A 17,573-nucleotide genomic window follows, 5' to 3' on the forward strand; every position below is an offset into this window, starting at 1 on the left:
TCACCGGCCGCCATCGGCGGGCAGAGCCCCTCCGGCCTCACGGGCTCGCGAGCCTGGTCCTCGCCCAGTCGACGGTGCTCTTCAGGCCCACGGCCAGGTCCGTCTGGGGACGCCAGCCGAGCCCCTCGAACGCGGGGACCGGGTCGACGGCCATCGCCGGGAGGTCGCCCAGGCGGGCGGGGGCCGCGCCCGGCGCGTCGGCGACACCCGCCGCCTCCGCGACCAGGGAGTGCAGCCTCCGGTCGGTGGTCTGGACGCCGGTCCCGAGGTTGAACCGGCCGCCGCCGCCCTCGGTGCCGCAGGCGCGGGCGAGGCCGTCCACCACGTCGTCGACGAAGATGTAGTCGCGGGTCTGGGCACCGTCGCCGTACACCACCGTGGGGGTGCCGTTGAGCAGCGCGTCGGTGAAGATGGCGACCACCCCCGCCTCGCCGTCGGGCGACTGGCGCGGGCCGTAGACGTTGGAGAGCACCAGGGTGGTGTAGTCGATGTCGTACAGCGCCCTGAACGTGGCCAGGTAGGTCTCCGCGCTCAGCTTGGAGGCCGCGTACGGGGAGCGCGGGTCGGTCGCCGCGCCGCCGGGGACCGGGATGACCGCCGGTCTGCCGTACACCGCGACCGAGGAGGCGAAGACGATCTTGCGGGTGCCGCCCCGATGGGCGGCCTGCAGGACCGACGCGGTGCCCTCGACGTTGAGCCGGGCGTCGTGGACCGGGTCGGCGACGCTCTTGCGCACGCTGATCTGCGCGGCGAGGTGGCAGATGACCTCGGGTCTCCACTCGGCTGCCAGGCCGATCAGGGCGGGGTCGCGGATGTCCATCACGTGCAGGCCGAACAGCGGGTTCTTCGCGGCGCGGTCCAGGTTGCCGCGGTCACCGCCCGACATGTCGTCCACGGCCGCGACCTCGTGCCCGTCGGCCAGCAGCCGGTCGACAAGGGTGGATCCGATGAATCCCGCCCCGCCGGTCACGAGTATGCGCATGGTGAACCCCCATCGTCGTATGGCCAAGGCCGTACGAGAGATCCTAGGAGGTCAGCGAGCCAGTTCGGAGCGCACCTGGTCGATACGGCCGAGGACCTTGGCCCTCAGGTCGGCCGAGACCTGCTCGCAGCCGCAGTGCTTGGCGACGAGCTGCTTGACGACCTGCTCCAGGCCGTATTCCTCCAGGCAGGGGTGACACTCGTCCAGGTGCTCGCGGATGTCGGCGCAGTTGCTCTCGTCGAGCTCGCCGTCCAGATAGGTGTAGACCTTGTCCAGGACCTCGCGGCAGTCGGTGTCGTGGTGGTTGCCACAGCTCATACGATCACCCGGCTTCGGGGCGCGGGTTCGTCGTTCCTGTCTCGCTCACTCACTTCGCACCCTCCGCGGGAACCAGGCCACGCTCGCGGGCGTAGTCCTCAAGTTGGGTCCGCAGCTGGCGGCGGCCACGGTGCAGCCGCGACATCACGGTCCCGATGGGGGTCCCCATGATGTCGGCGATCTCCTTGTACGGGAAGCCCTCGACGTCGGCGAGATAGACCGCGATGCGGAATTCCTCCGGAAGCGCGGCCAGCGCCCGCTTCACGTCGGTGTCGGGGAGGTGTTCGAGCGCCTCGATCTCCGCCGACTTGAGCCCGGCCGAGGTGTGCGACTCGGCCCTGGCCAGCTGCCAGTCCTCGATCTCCTCGGCGCCCGACTGCTTGGGCTCCCGCTGCTTCTTGCGGTAACTGTTGATGAAAGTGTTCGTCAGGATCCGGTAAAGCCACGCCTTGAGGTTCGTGCCTTGCTGGAACTGGTGGAAGGACGCGAAGGCCTTCGCGAAGGTCTCCTGAAGAAGGTCCTCGGCGTCCGCGGGGTTCCGGGTCATCCGAAGCGCGGCGGAGTAGAGCTGGTCGAGATAGGGCATGACATCCCGCTCGAACCGTGTGCTCCGCTGCTCCAGAGTCTCCTCGTCTGTCGCAGGGACCGGACCCACCCCCTTAAGATCGCCGGAGTCCTGCTGACGCGGGACACCGTACTGAGCGGAGAATACCCGCTCATCGGGAACAGGCCGATCACCGGGGCGGGTGACGGGTTCGATCAAGGCGAGCATCTGCTTGCCAACCTCCGAAAGGATCGTGCGTTGTCCGCTTGCAACACGCCCGCACCGCCATCTGTTCCCGCAAGATAGAAGGTGACGAACGACCCGGTACGGGGAAAAAGAAGGTACGTACCGGTAGGTAGTTGAAAGACCACCGGATCCTCCCGACGCCAGGAGCTGCTTGTGCTGCCCATCCCGGCCGAAGAGCTGAACGGCTCAGGTGCGCTCGGGCCGTACTGGACCTTTTACCACGCGGTCGTGGCCGAGCAACTGGGCCGATGGCTGCCGGAAAACCCGTCCACCGTCCTCGACATGTCCTGTGGTGACGGCCGCTGGGCCGTCCAGGCGGCGAAGGCGGGACACCGGGTGGTCGAGGTGGTCGACTTCCGCAGGCCCGTGGACGGTCAGCCGCCGCACGACATCTCCAAGGTCAGCCAGGTACGCGCCGACGACCTGCGCTTCCTGCCCGACTGCAGCGTGGACGCCGTGCTCGCCGAGGAGCGCGCGATGTCGGTGGAGCTCATGGCCGAGTCCGCGATCGGCGACGTCGCCCGGGTCCTGCGCCCCGGCGGCCGGGCCCTGGTCTGCGTCGACTCCCTGGTGCTGGGGATGGCGATCCTCGCCGAGCAGAACTACTGGGCCCACCTGCGCCAGACCGGCGAGGTCATGCTCGTGCCCTGGCCCGACGGCAGCATCACCCGGTGCTTCAGCAGCGCCCAGCTCCGCGAGCTGCTCACCGACGCCGGGCTGGAGGTCGAGTGGGTACGGCCCCGTACGGTGCTGTCCCCCTCGACGGTCGACCACGTGCTCGCCTCCGACTCCCGGGCGCTCGCCTGGCTGGTCAACACCGAGCTGGACACCCATCCGGACGACGACGACACGGTGGGCATCCACCTGGTGGCCAGCGCCCGGCGCCCTTCCTGACCCCGGGCCGGGACTGGGGGGTCCCGGGGGCGGGGGTCAGCGCCGGCGCTCGCGCCTGGACTGGCACCGCAGGCAGCGGGCGGCCTCGGGCCGCGCCTCCAGCCTGCCCTCAGGGACCGGCGCGCCGCAGTCCGCGCAGAGGCCGTAGTTTCCCTCGTCCATCCGCTTGAGCGCCTCCAGCACCGAGCGGCGGTGCCGGGTGGCCACGTCCAGCAGGGCCCGGTTGCGGTCGGAGTCGGTCAGGTCGGAGCCGCCGTCCGCCGGGGAGCGGTCCCGTTCCCGTACGGCGGGGGAATCCCCGCGGAGCACTCCGATGGACCGGTCGAGTTCGGCGAGCATGCTCTTCAGGCGCTCGCGCGCGGTCGCGACATCCACGAATCCGCACCTCCGGGAAGCGGGGGCGGCCTGCGAGGGGACCCCCGACTCTCCCGTCAGGCGCAAGGGGGTGGCTCTGTGACGGCGACCTCGCGACCTCGTCACCTCGTCACGAGGCACCGCTTTCCCACCGGATGCCCACTTGGCGGAAGTTTTACACCGGATCACCCGGCGTTTTCGAAAGAGCGCCCGGCGCGCTCGGAGGAGCGTCCCGCTTTTCCCGAAAAGTCCTGCTTTTTCGAAAAGCGTCCGCCCTCGCTCAGGTTTCCTTCAGCGGCTCGACGAGCTCCGGGCTGTTGTTCCGTACCGAGTTGACGGCGGTGGAGACCGGGTGGATCTCCAGCCCGGTGGAGCCCGCCGGGATCAAAAACCCCTTCGCGTCGGGCGTCCCGGGGTCGAGCCACTCGCCCCAGCGGTCGCGCTCGATGATCATCGGCATCCGGTCGTGGACCCTGCCCGCCTCGTCCACGGCGTCGGTCGTGATGATGGTGCAGGTCACCAGCCACGAGAGCGGGTCGTCCTCGTCCCGGCCCCGGTCCCGCCAGAACTCGTACAGGCCCGCCATGGCCATCACGCCGCCGTCAGCGGGGTGGACGAAGTAGGGCTGCTTCTTCGGCTTCCCCTTGGCGTCCTTCTCGTCCAGCACGGCCCACTCGTAGTAACCGTCGGCGGGGACCAGGCACCTGCGCGCCGCGAACGCCTTGCGGTAGGCGGGCTTCTCCGCCACCGTCTCCACCCGCGCGTTGATCATCTTGGAGCCGATGGACGGGTCCTTCGCCCATGCGGGGACCAGTCCCCAGCGGACCACGCGGAGCTGCCGGACCGGCGGGCCGTCCGGCTCGGACTTCGGCACCCGGCTCATCACCGCGTACACCGGTTTGGTGGGCGCGACGTTGTAGTCGGGCCCGAGCTCCTCGTCGGACGCTCCGTCGAGCTCGACCTGGAACTCCTCCAGCAACTCCTGCTTGCCCCGCGCAGACGCGTATCTCCCGCACATACCTCCACTTTGCCACGCCACGACACGCCGGGGGCGCCCACCCCGTTCTCCGATCTTGGCGCGCCGGGCATGGACGGGCGGCGCGGGGCGGGCACCGGTAGGCTTTTGCCCATGTCCGCTCCGCTGTGGCCCGCGCCGACCGCGACCGATCCCGTCCGCGCGACCGTCCCCCTGCCCGGGTCGAAGTCCGTGACCAACCGCGCGCTGCTGCTCGCCGCGCTGGCCGACGGACCCGGCACGGTACGCCTGGCGCTGCGCAGCCGCGACGCCGACCTGATGGCGGACGCGCTGCGGACGCTGGGCGCGACGATGGTCCCCTCCAACGAGAGCGCCTCCAGCGTCGACTGGGCGATCACTCCCGGCCCCGTCACCGGCGGGGCCCGCGTCGACGTGGGGCTGGCGGGCACGGTCATGCGCTTCGTGCCGCCGATGGCGGCGCTGGCCGAGGGCGAGGTCCTCTTCGACGGCGACCCGCACGCCCGCAAGCGCCCGATGGGCCCGATCCTGCGCGCGCTGCGCGCCCTCGGCGCCGAAGTGACGGGCGACGCGCTCCCGTTCACGGTGCGGGGGCCGCTGACCGGCGGCGAGGTCAGGCTCGACGCGTCCGGCTCCTCGCAGTTCCTCTCCGGCCTGCTGCTGGCGGGGGCGCGCTTCGAGAAGGGCGTGACGGTACGCCACGAGGGCCCGCCGATCCCCTCGCAGCCGCACATCCGGATGACCGTCCAGATGCTCCGCGAGTTCGGTGTCGCGGTGGACGACTCCGAGCCCGACGTCTGGCGGGTCGAGCCCGGCCCCATCGGGGCGCGGGACTTCATCGTGGAGCCCGACCTGTCCAACGCGGCGCCCTTCCTGTGCGCCGCCATGGTCACCGGCGGCACGGTCACCGTCCCCGACTGGCCCGCGCGGACGACCCAGCCGGGCGACCAGCTCCGTACGCTGCTGGCCGGTATGGGCGCCTCGGTGGAGCACACGCCCGAGGGGCTCGCGGTCACCGGCACCGGGCGGATCACCGGCATCGAGGCGGACCTGCGCGACGTCGCCGAGCTGACCCCGACGATCGCCGCGCTGGCCGCCCTCGCGAGCTCGCCCAGCAGGATCGGCGGTGTCGCCCACATCCGCGGGCACGAGACCGACCGGCTCGCCGCCCTGGTCGCCGAGATCAACGGCCTCGGCGGCGACGCGAACGAGACCGAGGACGGCCTGGAGATCAGGCCCCGCCCGCTCACCGGCGGGGTGTTCCACTCCTACGCCGACCACCGGATGGCCACCGCCGGAGCGGTGATCGGGCTGGCCGTGCCCGGCGTCGAGGTGGAAGACATCGCCACCACGGGTAAGACCCTCCCCGAGTTCGCCTCCATGTGGGCGGACATGCTGCGCGGCGCGCGGTGAGGGGCGACCGGTCGGCAGGCACCGCGGCCCTCCTCGGAGGCACACCGGGCCGGACAAGGCGGAGAAACTGAGAAAGCGCGAGTACGACGAGGACGACGTCAGGATCAGGCCGGGAAAGGGGTCCCGGCCCCGGACCCGGATCCGCCCTGCCCACGAGGACGCGATCCCGGCGTTCGTGGTCGCCGTCGACCGCGGGCGCTACACGTGCCTGGTCGAGTCGGCGGGCGAGAAGGGCCGCCGCCGCAAGAAGGACCACGCGGAGGGCGCCGCGATGAGCGGCAGGGTCGTGGTCGCGATGAAGGCGCGCGAGCTGGGCCGCAAGGGCATCGTGGTCGGCGACCGGGTGGCCCTGGTGGGCGACGTCTCCGGCCTGGCCGACACGCTGGCCCGCGTCGTACGGGTGGAGCCCCGCACCTCCATGCTCCGCCGCTCCGCGGACGACACCGACAACACCGACGGCATCGAGCGTCCCGTGGTCGCCAACGCCGACCAGCTCGTCATCGTGACGGCCCTGGCCGATCCGCCGCCCCGGCCCCGCATGATCGACCGGATGCTGGTCGCGGCCTTCGACGCCGACATCGACCCGATGCTCTGCCTCACCAAGTCCGACCTCGCCTCGCCCGACGAGCTCGTCTCGCTGTACGACCCCCTCGGGGTCCCGTACGTGGTGGTCCAGAAGGGCGGCGGCCTGGAAGAGGTTCGCGAGCGCCTGAAGGGCCGGATCAGCGTGCTCGTCGGCCATTCGGGGGTGGGCAAGTCGACGCTGGTCAACGCCCTGGTACCGGACGCCAACCGGGCCGTCTCCCACGTGAACGCGGTGACGGGGCGGGGCCGTCACACCTCCACCTCGGCCGTCGCCCTGGAGCTGCCGGAGGGCGGCTGGATCATCGACACCCCGGGGGTGCGCAGCTTCGGGCTGGCCCACGTCTCGGTGGAGACGGTCCTGGCGGGCTTCCCCGACCTGATCGAGGGCACCGTCCAGTGCCCGAAGGGCTGCACCCACCTGTCCGACGAGTGCGCCCTGGACGCCTGGGTGGCGGCCGGGCACGCCGACCCGACCCGGCTGACCTCCCTGCGCCGCCTGCTCGCCAGCCGCGAAGGCGCCTCCGACGACGACCAGCCGTAAGGACGCGCCGGACCGGGAACCGGGGGCGAGGTGGAGAGGCGGAGAGCGGTCGGCACCAGGGTCGGCGGTTCCAAAGCGTCAGCCGTTCAACCGGAAGGCCCAGGCGACGGTCATCTCGGACACGAGGGTGCCGTCGGCGGTCCTGATCTCGACGGCGACGTCGAACTCGGGGCGCTCCCCCGCGTCCAGCGTGGCTACGACCTCCTCGCGGGACGCCTGGAGGCGGGCCTCCGCGACGACCTCGCCCTTCGCGAGCTTGAGGTAGCGGATCGCCGCGCTCTTGGCCAGCGGGGTGGCCCGTGACAGCTGGTCGCCGAAGGTGGAGAGCATGGCGGCGCCGGAGGCCGTCTCGGCGATGCTGAACAGGACCCCGGCGTGCGGTCCCCCCACGTGGTTGTGCAAATCGGCCCGGTCGGCCATGCGGGCGACGGCGAAGCCCGGTTCCACCTTGTCGAACGAGATGCCCAGCGTCCTGGCGAACGGGACGCTCTGCAGCATGAAGTCACCCACGTCAAAGGTCATACCGGAATGCTACTCGTGAGTAACACTGATGCCAACGGATGTTTCACGCGGTATCCCGGCCTGGTGGGACGCGACACGATTGTTCCGCTTGCTCCCTGATCTCCGCCATTCGGCCGCCGACGCGATAGCGTTGCCCCCCGTGACGGGTTACAACGACGATCTTCGCCTCGCGCACGTCATGGCCGACGCCGCCGACGATCTGACCATGCGCCGGTTCAAGTCCATGGACCTGCGGGTGGAGACCAAACCCGACCTCACACCGGTGAGCGACGCCGACCAGGCCGCGGAGGAGGCGATCCGCGCCGCTCTCGGCCGGGCCCGGCCGCGCGACGCCGTCATCGGCGAGGAGTTCGGCGCGAGCGGCCACGGCGAGCGCTCGTGGATCATCGACCCGATCGACGGCACCAAGAACTACGTGCGCGGAGTGCCCGTCTGGGCCACGCTCATCGCCCTGATGGACCAGGGCCGCGTCGTCGTCGGCCTGGTCTCCGCCCCCGCGCTCGGCCGCCGCTGGTGGGCCGCCCGTGACAGCGGCGCCTGGAGTGGCAGGAGCCTCACCAAGGCCACGCGGTGCCGGGTCTCCTCCGTCACCGACCTGGGGGACGCCTCGTTCTCCTACTCCAGCATCGGCGGCTGGGAGGAGGCCGGGAAGCTCGACGCGTTCCTCGACCTGAACCGTTCCGTCTGGCGCAGTCGTGCCTACGGTGACTTCTGGTCGCACATGCTGGTCGCCGAGGGCGCGGTCGACGTGTCGGCGGAGCCCGAGCTCTCCCCCTGGGACATCGCGGCGCTGACCGTGATCGTCGAGGAGGCGGGCGGCATCTGGACCGACCTGTCGGGCGTTCCCGACGTCGACGGCGGCAGCCTGCTGTGCAGCAACGGCCCCCTGCACGGCGAGGTCCTCAAACGCCTCGGCGGCGGGCCGCTCACCCTCCCGGCCTGACGCTCGCCACCCTTCCCGTACGAGCCGTCCGCCCCCGTTCGCACAGAAACCCCACAGCGCTGGCAAACCCGGACTGTTCCCGTACGCCCATCCAGCCCATCCGGCCAATCCAGCCCATCCCGGCACCGCGCGGCTGGAGGCGATCCCGCGCGGTTTCGCTTCGCGCCGCGCCGTAGATTCCGGCCGCGTTACCTTCCGCAGGATGTCGGGAAGATGAACAGATCGGCAAGTCCGCGAGGACGGCGGCCGGAAACGGGAACGTTCCGGCGGTGAGGCTCCCCCGCCGGGCCACGCCCGGACCAGGGAACCTCCAAGGCCACGCCCACCGGGCCTACAGGACCGGAAACCGAGATCAAACTTCCGTCGACGTCCCGGTATTCACATCCACGGGCCTACCTCTTCCGGCCCCGGTCATGGCTCGTTTCACTTCCGTTCACTTTGCCCCACTTTCATCGAAGACATCGAGAACGGATCTCACTACGGAGAAGGAACATACCGTGACCAGTGGACAGCGCCGCCTCAGCGCGGTGGCGACGGCCGCGCTCGTCGTATCGCTCGCGGCCGCTTGTGGTGGCGACGCCAAGCCCAACAGTGACGGCAGCACCACCGCCGCCACCGCCCCCTCCTCCTCGACCGAGGCGGGTGCCGGCGCGGCCCTGAGCGGCGAGATCAAGATCGACGGTTCCAGCACCGTGGCCCCCCTCACCCAGGCGGCCTCCGAGCTCTTCGGCGAGGAGCAGCCGCAGGTGAAGGTGCCGGTCGGCACCTCGGGCACCGGCGGCGGCTTCGAGAAGTTCTGCGCCGGCGAGACGGACATCTCCAACGCCTCCCGCGCGATCAAGGACGAGGAGAAGGCCGCCTGCGACGCGAAGGGCATCAAGTTCACCGAGCTCACGGTGGCCGTCGACGCGCTGACCGTCGTGGTTCCCAAGGAGAACGACTGGGCCACCTGCCTCACCACCGACCAGCTCAAGAAGATGTGGGAGCCGGCGGCCGAGGGCAAGGTCAAGACCTGGAAGGACGTCGACGCCAAGTTCCCGGCCGAGGAGCTCAAGCTCTACGGCCCCGGCACCGACTCCGGCACCTTCGACTACTTCACCGGTGAGATCAACGGTGAGGAAGGCGCCAGCCGCAAGGACTACAGCCCGAGCGAGAACGACAACGACATCGTCACCGGTGTCGAGGGCGCCAAGGGCGGCCTGGGCTACTTCGGCTTCACCTACTTCGAGGAGAACGCCGACAAGCTGAAGGCTCTGGAGATCGACTCGGGCAGCGGCTGCGTGGCCCCGAGCGTCGAGGCTGCCCAGGGTGGCAAGTACACCCCGCTCGCCCGCCCGCTGTTCATCTACCCCTCCACCACCGCGGTGAAGCGGCCCGAGGTCGCGGCCTTCCTCGACTACTACTCGGCCAACATCAACGCGATCGCCAAGGACGCGAAGTTCATCCCGCTCAACCCCGAGCAGGAGGCCAAGCTCAAGGCTGACATCACCACGCTGAAGAGCGCTGGCTGATGTCGGCTCAGCACCGCACGACCGTTCCAGGGACCCAGGGGTCCCTGGCGCGGTCGCGCCCGCGTTACGGCGAGTTCGTCATCAAGGCCATTCTCCTGGCCGCGGCGCTGGTGTCGGTGGCGACCACGATCGGCATCGTCATCGCGCTGCTCGAACCGACCGTCGAGTTCTTCGGCACGGTGAGCGTCGGGGAGTTCTTCGGCTCCACCAACTGGGGTCCGCTGTTCAACCCGCCGGCGTTCGGCGTGTGGCCGCTCATCGTCGCCACCGTGGAGATCACCCTGATCGCCGTCGTGGTCGCCGTGCCGCTCGGCCTGGCCGCCGCGATCTACCTGTCGGAGTACGCCTCCCACCGGACCCGCAAGATCTTCAAGCCGGTGCTTGAGGTCCTCGCGGGCGTTCCCACGGTGGTCTTCGGCTTCTTCGCCCTCACCTTCGTCACCCCGGTGCTGAGGGACGTCTTCCCCTTCCTGGACCTGGACGGCAAGAACGCGCTCGCCGCCGGTCTCCTGGTCGGCGTGATGATCATCCCGATCGTCGCGTCGCTGTCGGAGGACTCGATGGCCGCGGTGCCCAACGGCCTGCGCGAGGGCTCGTACGCCCTCGGTGCCTCCAAGATGCTCACCTCGGTGCGCGTCGTCGTCCCCGCCGCGTTCTCCGGCATCGTCGCCGCCATCATCCTGGCGGTCTCCCGGGCCGCGGGCGAGACGATGATCGTCGCGATCGCGGGCGGCTTCAAGTCCGTCTTCACGCTCTACCCGGGCAACGAGATGGCCACGATGGCGGCCTTCATCGCCCAGGCCGGCTCCGGCGACGCCTCGGTCGGCTCGATCGCCTACAAGACCATCTTCGCGGTGGGGTCCCTGCTCTTCGTGATCACCTTCGCGATGAACTACCTCAGCGCCCGCATGGTCCAGAAGTATCGCGAGGTCTACGACTGATGGCCATCCTCTCCACCCCCCGCTCGGCCGTGCAACTGGCCAGCAAGGGGCGCCCCCTGAAGGAACACCTCTTCCGCATCGCGCTGCTGGCCAGCCTCGCGATCGCCCTCCTGTTCCTGGCCATGCTGCTGGTCTACGTCGTCGAGGAGGGCTGGCCGCGGCTCAACTCGATGCTGTGGGAGAACCAGCCGTCGATCCGCCGCCCGGAGACGTCCGGCATCCAGTCGGGCATCTTCGGCACCCTGTGGATCATCGGGCTGACCGCGATCATGGCCCTGCCCACCGGCATCCTCGCGGCGATCTACCTTGAGGAGTACGCCGACAGGACCAAGTGGTACAACAAGCTGATCGAGCTGAACATCTCCAACCTGGCGGCCGTTCCCTCGATCGTCTACGGCATCCTCGGCCTGGGCATCATCGCCCGCTGGCTGCAGTTCGGCTTCACCGTCATGACCGGCGCGGTCACCATCTCGCTGCTCGTGCTGCCCATCGTGATCATCTCCGCCCGCGAGGCCATCCGCGCGGTGCCGCCGTCGATCCGCGAGGGCTCGCTGGCGCTGGGCGCGACCCAGTGGCAGACCATCTACCGCCAGGTGCTCCCGGCGTCGATCCCGGGCATCGCGACGGGCTCGATCCTCGCCCTCTCCCGCGCGATCGGCGAGGCCGCCCCGTTCCTGATGCTCGGTGCCGCGACGCTGGTCCGGTTCAACCCCGAGGGCGTCTGGAGCAGCTTCACCGTCCTGCCACTGCAGATCTACAGCTTCATCAGCCGCCCCCAGGAGGAGTTCGCCGTCCTCGCAGCGGCTGCGATCGTGATCCTGCTGGCGATCCTGCTCCTGATGAACTCCGTCGCCATCTGGCTCCGTAACCGCTACCAGAAGCGCTGGTGAGGTAAGAAATGTCCGAGATTGGAATTTCCGTGCCGAACGTGAACGTGCGCGGCCCCGAAGTCCCCCGCACCATCGAAGCCCTCGACCCGGTCTTCACCGTCTCCAACCTCAGCGTCTTCTACGGCGACTACGAGGCGGTGCGCGGGGTCAACCTGACCATCGGCAACCGCGAGATCACGGCCATGATCGGCCCGTCCGGCTGTGGCAAGAGCACCGTGCTCCGCTGCTTCAACCGGATGAACGACCTGATCCCCGGTGCCCGCGCGGCCGGCGAGATCCTGTACCACGACGAGAACCTCTACGGCGACCACGTGGACCCGATCGAGGTCCGCCGCCGGATCGGCATGGTCTTCCAGAAGCCGAACCCCTTCCCCAAGTCGATCTACGACAACATCGCCTACGGTCCCCGGGTCAACGGGATCAAGGGCAACATGGACGAGATCGTCGAGGAGGCGCTGACCAAGGCGGCGCTCTGGGACGAGGTCAAGGACAAGATCAAGCAGAACGCGCTCTCCCTGTCCGGCGGACAGCAGCAGCGTCTGTGCATCGCGCGGGCGATCGCGGTGAAGCCCGACGTCATCCTGATGGACGAGCCCTGCTCGGCCCTGGACCCGATCGCGACCACCAAGATCGAAGACCTGATGCAGGAGCTGACGCGCGACTACACGATCGTCATCGTCACCCACAACATGCAGCAGGCCGCCCGCGTCTCGGACCGTACGGCCTTCTTCACGGCCGAGGTCGACGAGGCCGGTGTGCGGCACGGCCGCCTGGTGGAGTTCGACGAGACCAGCCGCATCTTCACCAACCCCAGCGACAAGCGGACCGAGGATTACATCACCGGCCGCTTCGGCTAACCCATATTGGAGGATCCGGGTGATCCAGCCGCAGACGGCACCAGAGGTGGACGGGGACACACGGACGGCGCCCATGCTGCTGGTCGCCGATCCGGAGGTGGCCATGGTCCATGACCTGGCCGCGGCCCTGGAACGCGAGGGAGTACAGGTCATGGGCGTCACCGACGGCGCCCAGGCCCTGTTGCAGGCCGGGGCGCTCCGCCCCGATGTCGTGCTTGTCAGCGCCTCGCTGCCGGTCATCGGGGCGGTGGAGTTCGTCCGCGCGGTACGGCTGACGCGGGCGATCCCCGTCCTGCTGGGCGTGGGTGAGGGTCACGCCCAGCAGGCCGTCCAGGCGCTGACGGCCGGAGCCACCGCGTGCGTGGCCCGGCCCTACCGGGTGCCCGAGTTGCTGCCCCTGATCCACGCCGCGTTCACCGGCGAGGCCGGGGCCCGCAGGGCGCTCGTGGTCGGCAGGGTGGAGCTCGACGTCAACGCCTATCAGGTCAGGGTCGACGGCAGGGTGATCCACCTGCCGCTGCGTGAGTTCGAGCTGCTGCACTACCTGATGCGCAACGCGCACCGCACGGTGACGCGGGAGCAGATCATGCGGCACGTCTGGAACTCCACCGACACGACCTCGACCAACACCATCGCGGTGCACGTCAAGCGCCTCCGTGCCCGCCTGGGCGATACCGACGACCAGCTGATCCAGACCGTACGAGGTGTGGGATACCGGCTGGTCGACAGAACGGCGTAGGACGCACCCCCCGCGGGTCACGGTTCCGCGAGCCCACCGGACCCCCGGCTCGCGGGCCGCCGCTCAGTTCCCGGCCGCCTCGCAGCCGCGCGCGCCCCTGAAGGCGGCCATGAGACGCTCGGTCACGCCCTCGATCCTGGCGATGCCCGTCTCCATGCTCGGGCTGTCCTCGGTGAGTACGGCGACCGCGTAGTCGTGCCCGTGCCCGCGGATCAGCCCGGCGCTGGCGACCGCCCAGCGCCCGTTCGCCGCGTGCCGTAGCCAGCCGTTCTTCAGCGACACCTGGTCGCTCCCGCACGCTCCCGCGCTGATCCCCCACTTCTGCTCGGGGGTCACCCTCTCCATCAGCCCGAGCACCTTGCGGCGTTCCGGGGGTGCCAGCGGGCTCTTACCGGTGGCCAGCGCCCTGACCAGCCGGATCTGGTCCTCCGCGGTGGTCTGCGCGACGCCCCAGCAGTACTGGTCCGCGCACCGCCCGCCGGGGGTGTAGGTGCGCTTGAGACCGAACCTGCGGTTCGCACTGGCCAGGCCGGGCCTCAGCCCGATCCGCTCGTACAGCCGGTCGGCCGCCTCGTTGTCACTGAAGCGGATCATGTTCCTCGCGTCGGACCTGGCCTGCTCACCGAGCCTGTGCCAGCGCGTCCCGAGCAGCAGGGCCGTCAGGATGCTCACCTTGGAGGTGTTGGCCGACGGCAGCTGCAGGGCGTGATGGTAGTGGTAGCGCCGCCCGGTGCCCAGGTCGCTCACCGAGGCGGACGTCCTGCCGCCGTACCCGGCGAGAAACACGTCGAGGCTGCGGCTGAGCTCCTTGGGAAGGATCCTCGGCGAGCGGGCGGCCCGTACGCTCCCGGAGGAGCGGGGTGCCCCGGCGCCGGGGAAGACGGGCGCCGGGACCTCGGCCAGGAACGGCGCGGCAGGCGGGGTGCCGGACCCCGGAACGACCGGTGTCACCCGCTGCGCGGGGGACGGCGTCGGCATGCTCACCGGTGTCAGGCCCCCACACGTGCCGCAGGCGGTGGCCTGCGCGGCGACCAGCAGGAGAGCGGCCACGACCGCCCGGTTCCTTGCTCCCATCATCCACCCCAACCGTCTCCCCCATTACGTGACGATCGGGATATATCCCACTACACGTAACAATAAGACGATCAAGCGAAATCTAGTCTCAAAGAGGGCGTGCGCTATAGAACATCCCGCCGAACCGATGCCCGCTCTTAGCGAACGTCCGCGATTAGCCGGGCGATGACCTCGTCGTCGCAGGTCGCCCAGAAGTCCCCGACGACGTCCTCAAGGTGCTCCAGCGACTCCGCCCGGAAGAGCACATCCTGATATTTCGTGATGTCGTAGTGCGTGGTGCCCATACCGGCGATGTCCAGCGGACGGATGTCCATCCCCCGGAACTCCTCGATCTCCCCGTACGAGGACAGGATGCCCGCCCCGTACGCCCGCAGCTCACCCTGGTCCGTCATCACGCCGAACTCCATCGTGAACCAGAAGACCTTCGAGATGAACTCCAGCGCCTCCTTGCCCTCGACCCGCCGGGCCGCCGCCCCCGCCAGGCGGTAGAGCCGCGAGTAGCGGTCGGAGGCCAGCGCGTTGGCGTGCCCGATCACCTCGTGGATCACGTCGGGCTCCGGCGTGTACAGCGGCGTGGAGTGGTGCCGGATGTACTGCGTGGAGTGGAAGAGCCCGTCCGCCAGGACACCGTAGAAGTCCCTGAGCGGCACCAGCCCGGCGGCCGGGACGTAGCGGAACCCGGTCAGCGGCTCCAGCAGTTCGCTGACCTCCTGGAGCTGCGGGATGCGCTCGGCGGGCAGCCCGAGCCTCTCGGTCGCGCGCAGGTACTCGGCGGTCGCGTACCCACGGTGTTTCAGGCCCAGCTCCCGGCTGACCAGGGCCCACACCTCGTGCTCCTCGCCGGTGTACTCGGCCGTCGGGATCGGCGTGCCGGGCACGTACCCCACGGCGAGCGCGGCGATCGCGTTGCGGCGCGCACGGTAGACCGGGTCGGCGAAACCGGGATGACCGGCGCCGAGCTCGACCTCGATCGAGCCGTCGTCACGGGTCGCCACCGGTGCGAAGTACTGTGCTTCCTCGAACATAGATGAAATGACAGCAATATCCGGAAACGTTGGCAAGAGCAGCCAGTTGTACTGGACGATCCGCACAGAAACGTATGGTCATACCTCGTCTATGCTGGTCGAATCGCCCAATCTGACGGGACCCGGGGAGATGTCGATCGACGAGCTGGACGGCCGCCTTCTGGTCACCATGCGCGCCAACCCGCGTGTCGGCCTGACCGAGCTGTCCCGCCTGCTCGGCGTGGCCCGCGGCACCGTGCAGGCCCGCGTCGAGAAGCTGATCGCCCGCGGCGTCATCGCCGACTTCGGTCCCACCGTCACCCCCGAGGGCGCCGGATACCCGATCCTCGCGTTCGTCTCGCTGCAGATCGCCCAGGGCCGCCTGGACGAGGCCGTACGGGCCCTGGAGTCCCTTCCCGAGATCCTGGAGGTGTACGGCACCAGCGGCCAGGCCGACCTGCTCTGCCGCGTGGTCGCCCGCAGCACCCCCGACCTGCAGGAGATCATCGCCCGCATCCTGGCCTCCCCCGCGGTCCAGCGGACGGACACCACGATCGCCCTCTCCATCCAGATCCCCTACCGGATCGAGCCCCTGCTCCGCGCCGCCTCCCGCGCCTGACCCCCCGTTCCCCTCGGCGAGGCGCCGGGCTGGCCGACGAGACGGGTCACCGGCGGCTCCCAGACGTCCGGAGACCGGCGAAGACGATGGCCAGCGTACGACGACGCAGGTCGTCGTCCCAGCCGGCGTGAAGGGCCCCCTGGCAGATGCCGGTAAGCAGGGCGATCACCTCGTCGAGACGGACGTCGCCCCGGACCGTACCGGCCTCCTGAGAGCGGGCGAGGAGCGTCCCGATCCCGTCACGCAGCATCCGCACCGAGCCCGCGACCTGGAGATCGACCCCCGTCTCGGCCAGAAGACCGACGACGGTCCTCTTCCGCGCCGCCTGCTCGACCATGCGGGTGACGAAGGTGAACAACGCCTCCCCGGGAGCGTCATCGGCGGCGAGCTCGGCCATCTCCCCGTCCAACCTGCCCAGCAGGCCCTTCATGATGGCCTGCAACAGGGCCTGCTTGGTCGGGAAGTGCTTGAAGACCGTGCCGATGGCCACCCCCGCACGGGCGGCGACCTCCTCGGTCGACGCCGAAGAGCCCTTCTCGGCGAAGACGGCCTCCGCCGCGGCGAGGATGCGCTCCCGGTTGCGCTGGGCGTCCGCACGCAACGGTCTGACGCCGCCGGGATCGCCCGTCCCACCCGATGAAGCATTCGTGGGGGTCATCGCCGACCTTCCCTGTCCCTGTTGCCACTGTTGTCGCTGCCACTGTCGTCCCTGCCCGCGCCCGCGAAGCTGTGCGAAGTATCCCGTGGTGTGCCGCGCCTTCACACACGGGATTCCCGGATGCGGGTACGGCATTGACAAAGTGAGTCTCCATTCATGATTATAAAGATGAGTTTCCACTCACCTTAGCGTCCGTCACAAAGGGGATCCACCATGGCCGAATCCACCCTCGCCCCCGGCCCCCGCGAGATCTTCGAGCGCGTACGGCGACACTGGCTTGAGAACCTCGGCGGCTTCGGAAGCGAGCTGGCCGAAGACGTCATCATCGAAATCCCCTTCGCACCACCGGGCAGGACCAAGCGGCACGAGGGCAAGGAGGCGTTCCTGCTCTTCTCCGGTCCCGAACAGGCCGCCTTCGCCCGGCAGTTCGCCCTGGACGAGGTCCGCGACGTGGTTGTTCACGAGACCACCGACCCCGAGGTCATCGTCGTCGAGTACGAGCTCGCCGGAAGGGTCCTCGCCACCGGCCACCGGGCCTCCTCCCCTTTCATCGGGGTTCTCCGGGTGCGGGACGGGAAGATCGTCAACTGGCGGGAATACCAGAACACCCTGGCCATGATCGAAATCATGGGACAGCCGGGCCGGACCTGACGACGCCTCAGAAGAGCTGCCCGGAAGCCCGGGACGGAAAGGTCGTCGGAGCGAAAAGGCCCAGAAGATCCAGAGGATTCGGAGCGGAAAGCCTCCGAAACACAAAAAGGGCCCCCGCCCGCGGCGGAAGCCCTCGTTCACATAAAACCCCGCCGGTCCTCCGGGGGCCCGGAAGGCCCAGGACGCGTGGGAGTAGTACTGGTGAAAGCACGAAGGGCCCCACCAAAACTGGTGGGGCCCTTCGTGAAAGATTGTCCGGCGGTGACCTACTCTCCCACACCGTCCCCGGTGCA

General features: G+C 69.5%; 20 protein-coding genes. 11 read left to right on the top strand and 9 right to left on the bottom strand.

Annotation, left to right across the window (positions count from 1 at the left end):
- Positions 1–37 precede the first annotated feature (37 nt).
- Genes ACW9TB_RS37500 through ACW9TB_RS37510 form a run of 3 tightly spaced genes read right to left on the bottom strand, consistent with a single transcriptional unit; the run spans position 38 to position 1,955 of the window.
- Positions 38–982, bottom strand: coding sequence for an NAD-dependent epimerase/dehydratase family protein (locus ACW9TB_RS37500; protein WP_472752870.1), 945 nt, complete (start codon positions 980–982; stop codon positions 38–40).
- Positions 983–1,033: 51 nt separating this feature from the next.
- The gene (rsrA, locus tag ACW9TB_RS37505) at positions 1,034–1,300 is read right to left on the bottom strand and encodes a mycothiol system anti-sigma-R factor (RefSeq protein ID WP_472752871.1); all 267 of its coding nucleotides are present in this window, start codon (positions 1,298–1,300) and stop codon (positions 1,034–1,036) included.
- A gap of 49 nt (positions 1,301–1,349) precedes the next feature.
- A complete protein-coding gene (locus ACW9TB_RS37510) occupies positions 1,350–1,955 on the bottom strand; it encodes a sigma-70 family RNA polymerase sigma factor (protein WP_350976859.1) in 606 nt (201 codons plus the stop codon).
- Positions 1,956–2,243: 288 nt separating this feature from the next.
- Here ACW9TB_RS37510 and ACW9TB_RS37515 point away from each other — a divergent pair, with 288 nt between their 5' ends.
- Positions 2,244–2,984 carry a class I SAM-dependent methyltransferase gene (locus ACW9TB_RS37515; RefSeq protein ID WP_472752872.1) on the top strand — a complete coding sequence of 247 codons (741 nt, stop codon included), beginning with the start codon at positions 2,244–2,246 and terminating at the stop codon, positions 2,982–2,984.
- A gap of 36 nt (positions 2,985–3,020) precedes the next feature.
- On the opposite strand, the gene ACW9TB_RS37520 is transcribed toward ACW9TB_RS37515, so the two are convergent.
- Positions 3,021–3,359 (bottom strand): TraR/DksA family transcriptional regulator, encoded by a 339-nt coding sequence (locus ACW9TB_RS37520; RefSeq protein ID WP_472752873.1) that lies wholly within the window; start codon positions 3,357–3,359, stop codon positions 3,021–3,023.
- A gap of 259 nt (positions 3,360–3,618) precedes the next feature.
- Complete coding sequence (locus ACW9TB_RS37525) at positions 3,619–4,356, bottom strand: SOS response-associated peptidase (RefSeq protein WP_472752874.1); 738 nt, start codon at positions 4,354–4,356, stop codon at positions 3,619–3,621.
- Positions 4,357–4,467: 111 nt separating this feature from the next.
- Here ACW9TB_RS37525 and aroA point away from each other — a divergent pair, with 111 nt between their 5' ends.
- On the top strand, positions 4,468–5,745 hold the full coding sequence (gene aroA, locus ACW9TB_RS37530) for a 3-phosphoshikimate 1-carboxyvinyltransferase (protein ID WP_472752875.1): 1,278 nt from the start codon (positions 4,468–4,470) through the stop codon (positions 5,743–5,745).
- 67 nt (positions 5,746–5,812) lie between these two features.
- The gene (gene rsgA / locus ACW9TB_RS37535) at positions 5,813–6,871 is read left to right on the top strand and encodes a ribosome small subunit-dependent GTPase A (protein WP_472752888.1); all 1,059 of its coding nucleotides are present in this window, start codon (positions 5,813–5,815) and stop codon (positions 6,869–6,871) included.
- A 78-nt stretch (positions 6,872–6,949) separates the two neighbouring features.
- Here the strand turns inward: rsgA and ACW9TB_RS37540 are convergent, their stop codons facing one another.
- Positions 6,950–7,393: a DUF4442 domain-containing protein gene (locus ACW9TB_RS37540; protein WP_472752876.1), complete on the bottom strand. Its 444-nt coding sequence runs from the start codon at positions 7,391–7,393 to the stop codon at positions 6,950–6,952.
- 139 nt (positions 7,394–7,532) lie between these two features.
- Between ACW9TB_RS37540 and hisN the strand changes: the two genes are divergently transcribed.
- The 6 genes from hisN to ACW9TB_RS37570 all read left to right on the top strand — a co-directional run bounded on the left by hisN (position 7,533) and on the right by ACW9TB_RS37570 (position 13,274).
- Entirely contained in the window at positions 7,533–8,336 is an 804-nt protein-coding gene (gene hisN / locus ACW9TB_RS37545; RefSeq protein ID WP_472752877.1) for a histidinol-phosphatase, read from the top strand.
- Positions 8,337–8,833: 497 nt separating this feature from the next.
- Complete coding sequence (locus ACW9TB_RS37550; RefSeq protein ID WP_472752878.1) at positions 8,834–9,847, top strand: PstS family phosphate ABC transporter substrate-binding protein; 1,014 nt, start codon at positions 8,834–8,836, stop codon at positions 9,845–9,847.
- Positions 9,847–10,788 carry a phosphate ABC transporter permease subunit PstC gene (gene pstC / locus ACW9TB_RS37555; RefSeq protein WP_472752879.1) on the top strand — a complete coding sequence of 314 codons (942 nt, stop codon included), beginning with the start codon at positions 9,847–9,849 and terminating at the stop codon, positions 10,786–10,788. Before ACW9TB_RS37550 ends, pstC begins: the two co-directional genes overlap by 1 nt.
- Positions 10,788–11,678, top strand: coding sequence for a phosphate ABC transporter permease PstA (gene pstA / locus ACW9TB_RS37560; RefSeq protein ID WP_472752880.1), 891 nt, complete (start codon positions 10,788–10,790; stop codon positions 11,676–11,678). Before pstC ends, pstA begins: the two co-directional genes overlap by 1 nt.
- 29 nt (positions 11,679–11,707) lie before the next feature.
- Positions 11,708–12,535, top strand: coding sequence for a phosphate ABC transporter ATP-binding protein PstB (gene pstB / locus ACW9TB_RS37565; protein WP_435294211.1), 828 nt, complete (start codon positions 11,708–11,710; stop codon positions 12,533–12,535).
- A gap of 19 nt (positions 12,536–12,554) precedes the next feature.
- On the top strand, positions 12,555–13,274 hold the full coding sequence (locus tag ACW9TB_RS37570) for a response regulator transcription factor (protein ID WP_472752881.1): 720 nt from the start codon (positions 12,555–12,557) through the stop codon (positions 13,272–13,274).
- A gap of 63 nt (positions 13,275–13,337) precedes the next feature.
- Here the strand turns inward: ACW9TB_RS37570 and ACW9TB_RS37575 are convergent, their stop codons facing one another.
- Positions 13,338–14,324, bottom strand: a complete 987-nt coding sequence (locus ACW9TB_RS37575; RefSeq protein ID WP_472752882.1) for a serine hydrolase — start codon at positions 14,322–14,324, stop codon at positions 13,338–13,340.
- Positions 14,325–14,485: 161 nt separating this feature from the next.
- Entirely contained in the window at positions 14,486–15,373 is an 888-nt protein-coding gene (locus tag ACW9TB_RS37580; RefSeq protein WP_472752883.1) for a phenylalanine 4-monooxygenase, read from the bottom strand.
- 91 nt (positions 15,374–15,464) lie between these two features.
- On the opposite strand from ACW9TB_RS37580, the gene ACW9TB_RS37585 reads away from it, so the two are divergent.
- The gene (locus tag ACW9TB_RS37585) at positions 15,465–15,971 is read left to right on the top strand and encodes an Lrp/AsnC family transcriptional regulator (RefSeq protein WP_472752884.1); all 507 of its coding nucleotides are present in this window, start codon (positions 15,465–15,467) and stop codon (positions 15,969–15,971) included.
- A 46-nt stretch (positions 15,972–16,017) separates the two neighbouring features.
- Here the strand turns inward: ACW9TB_RS37585 and ACW9TB_RS37590 are convergent, their stop codons facing one another.
- Entirely contained in the window at positions 16,018–16,629 is a 612-nt protein-coding gene (locus ACW9TB_RS37590; RefSeq protein WP_472752885.1) for a TetR/AcrR family transcriptional regulator, read from the bottom strand.
- Positions 16,630–16,842: 213 nt separating this feature from the next.
- Between ACW9TB_RS37590 and ACW9TB_RS37595 the strand changes: the two genes are divergently transcribed.
- Positions 16,843–17,280, top strand: a complete 438-nt coding sequence (locus ACW9TB_RS37595; protein ID WP_472752886.1) for a nuclear transport factor 2 family protein — start codon at positions 16,843–16,845, stop codon at positions 17,278–17,280.
- Positions 17,281–17,573 lie beyond the last annotated feature (293 nt).

The sequence above is a fragment of the Streptosporangium sp. H13245 genome (assembly GCF_055690525.1).

Excerpts from the sequence above, each read along its gene's own strand:
- rsrA (WP_472752871.1), bottom strand. The coding sequence starts at position 1,300 with ATGAGCTGTGGCAACCACCACGACACCGACTGCCGCGAGGTCCTGGAC.
- ACW9TB_RS37590 (WP_472752885.1), bottom strand. The coding sequence starts at position 16,629 with ATGACCCCCACGAATGCTTCATCGGGTGGGACGGGCGATCCCGGCGGC.
- pstC (WP_472752879.1), top strand. The coding sequence starts at position 9,847 with ATGTCGGCTCAGCACCGCACGACCGTTCCAGGGACCCAGGGGTCCCTG.
- ACW9TB_RS37525 (WP_472752874.1), bottom strand. The coding sequence starts at position 4,356 with ATGTGCGGGAGATACGCGTCTGCGCGGGGCAAGCAGGAGTTGCTGGAG.
- aroA (WP_472752875.1), top strand. The coding sequence starts at position 4,468 with ATGTCCGCTCCGCTGTGGCCCGCGCCGACCGCGACCGATCCCGTCCGC.
- ACW9TB_RS37585 (WP_472752884.1), top strand. The coding sequence starts at position 15,465 with ATGCTGGTCGAATCGCCCAATCTGACGGGACCCGGGGAGATGTCGATC.
- ACW9TB_RS37580 (WP_472752883.1), bottom strand. The coding sequence starts at position 15,373 with ATGTTCGAGGAAGCACAGTACTTCGCACCGGTGGCGACCCGTGACGAC.
- pstA (WP_472752880.1), top strand. The coding sequence starts at position 10,788 with ATGGCCATCCTCTCCACCCCCCGCTCGGCCGTGCAACTGGCCAGCAAG.
- ACW9TB_RS37500 (WP_472752870.1), bottom strand. The coding sequence starts at position 982 with ATGCGCATACTCGTGACCGGCGGGGCGGGATTCATCGGATCCACCCTT.
- ACW9TB_RS37595 (WP_472752886.1), top strand. The coding sequence starts at position 16,843 with ATGGCCGAATCCACCCTCGCCCCCGGCCCCCGCGAGATCTTCGAGCGC.
- ACW9TB_RS37540 (WP_472752876.1), bottom strand. The coding sequence starts at position 7,393 with ATGACCTTTGACGTGGGTGACTTCATGCTGCAGAGCGTCCCGTTCGCC.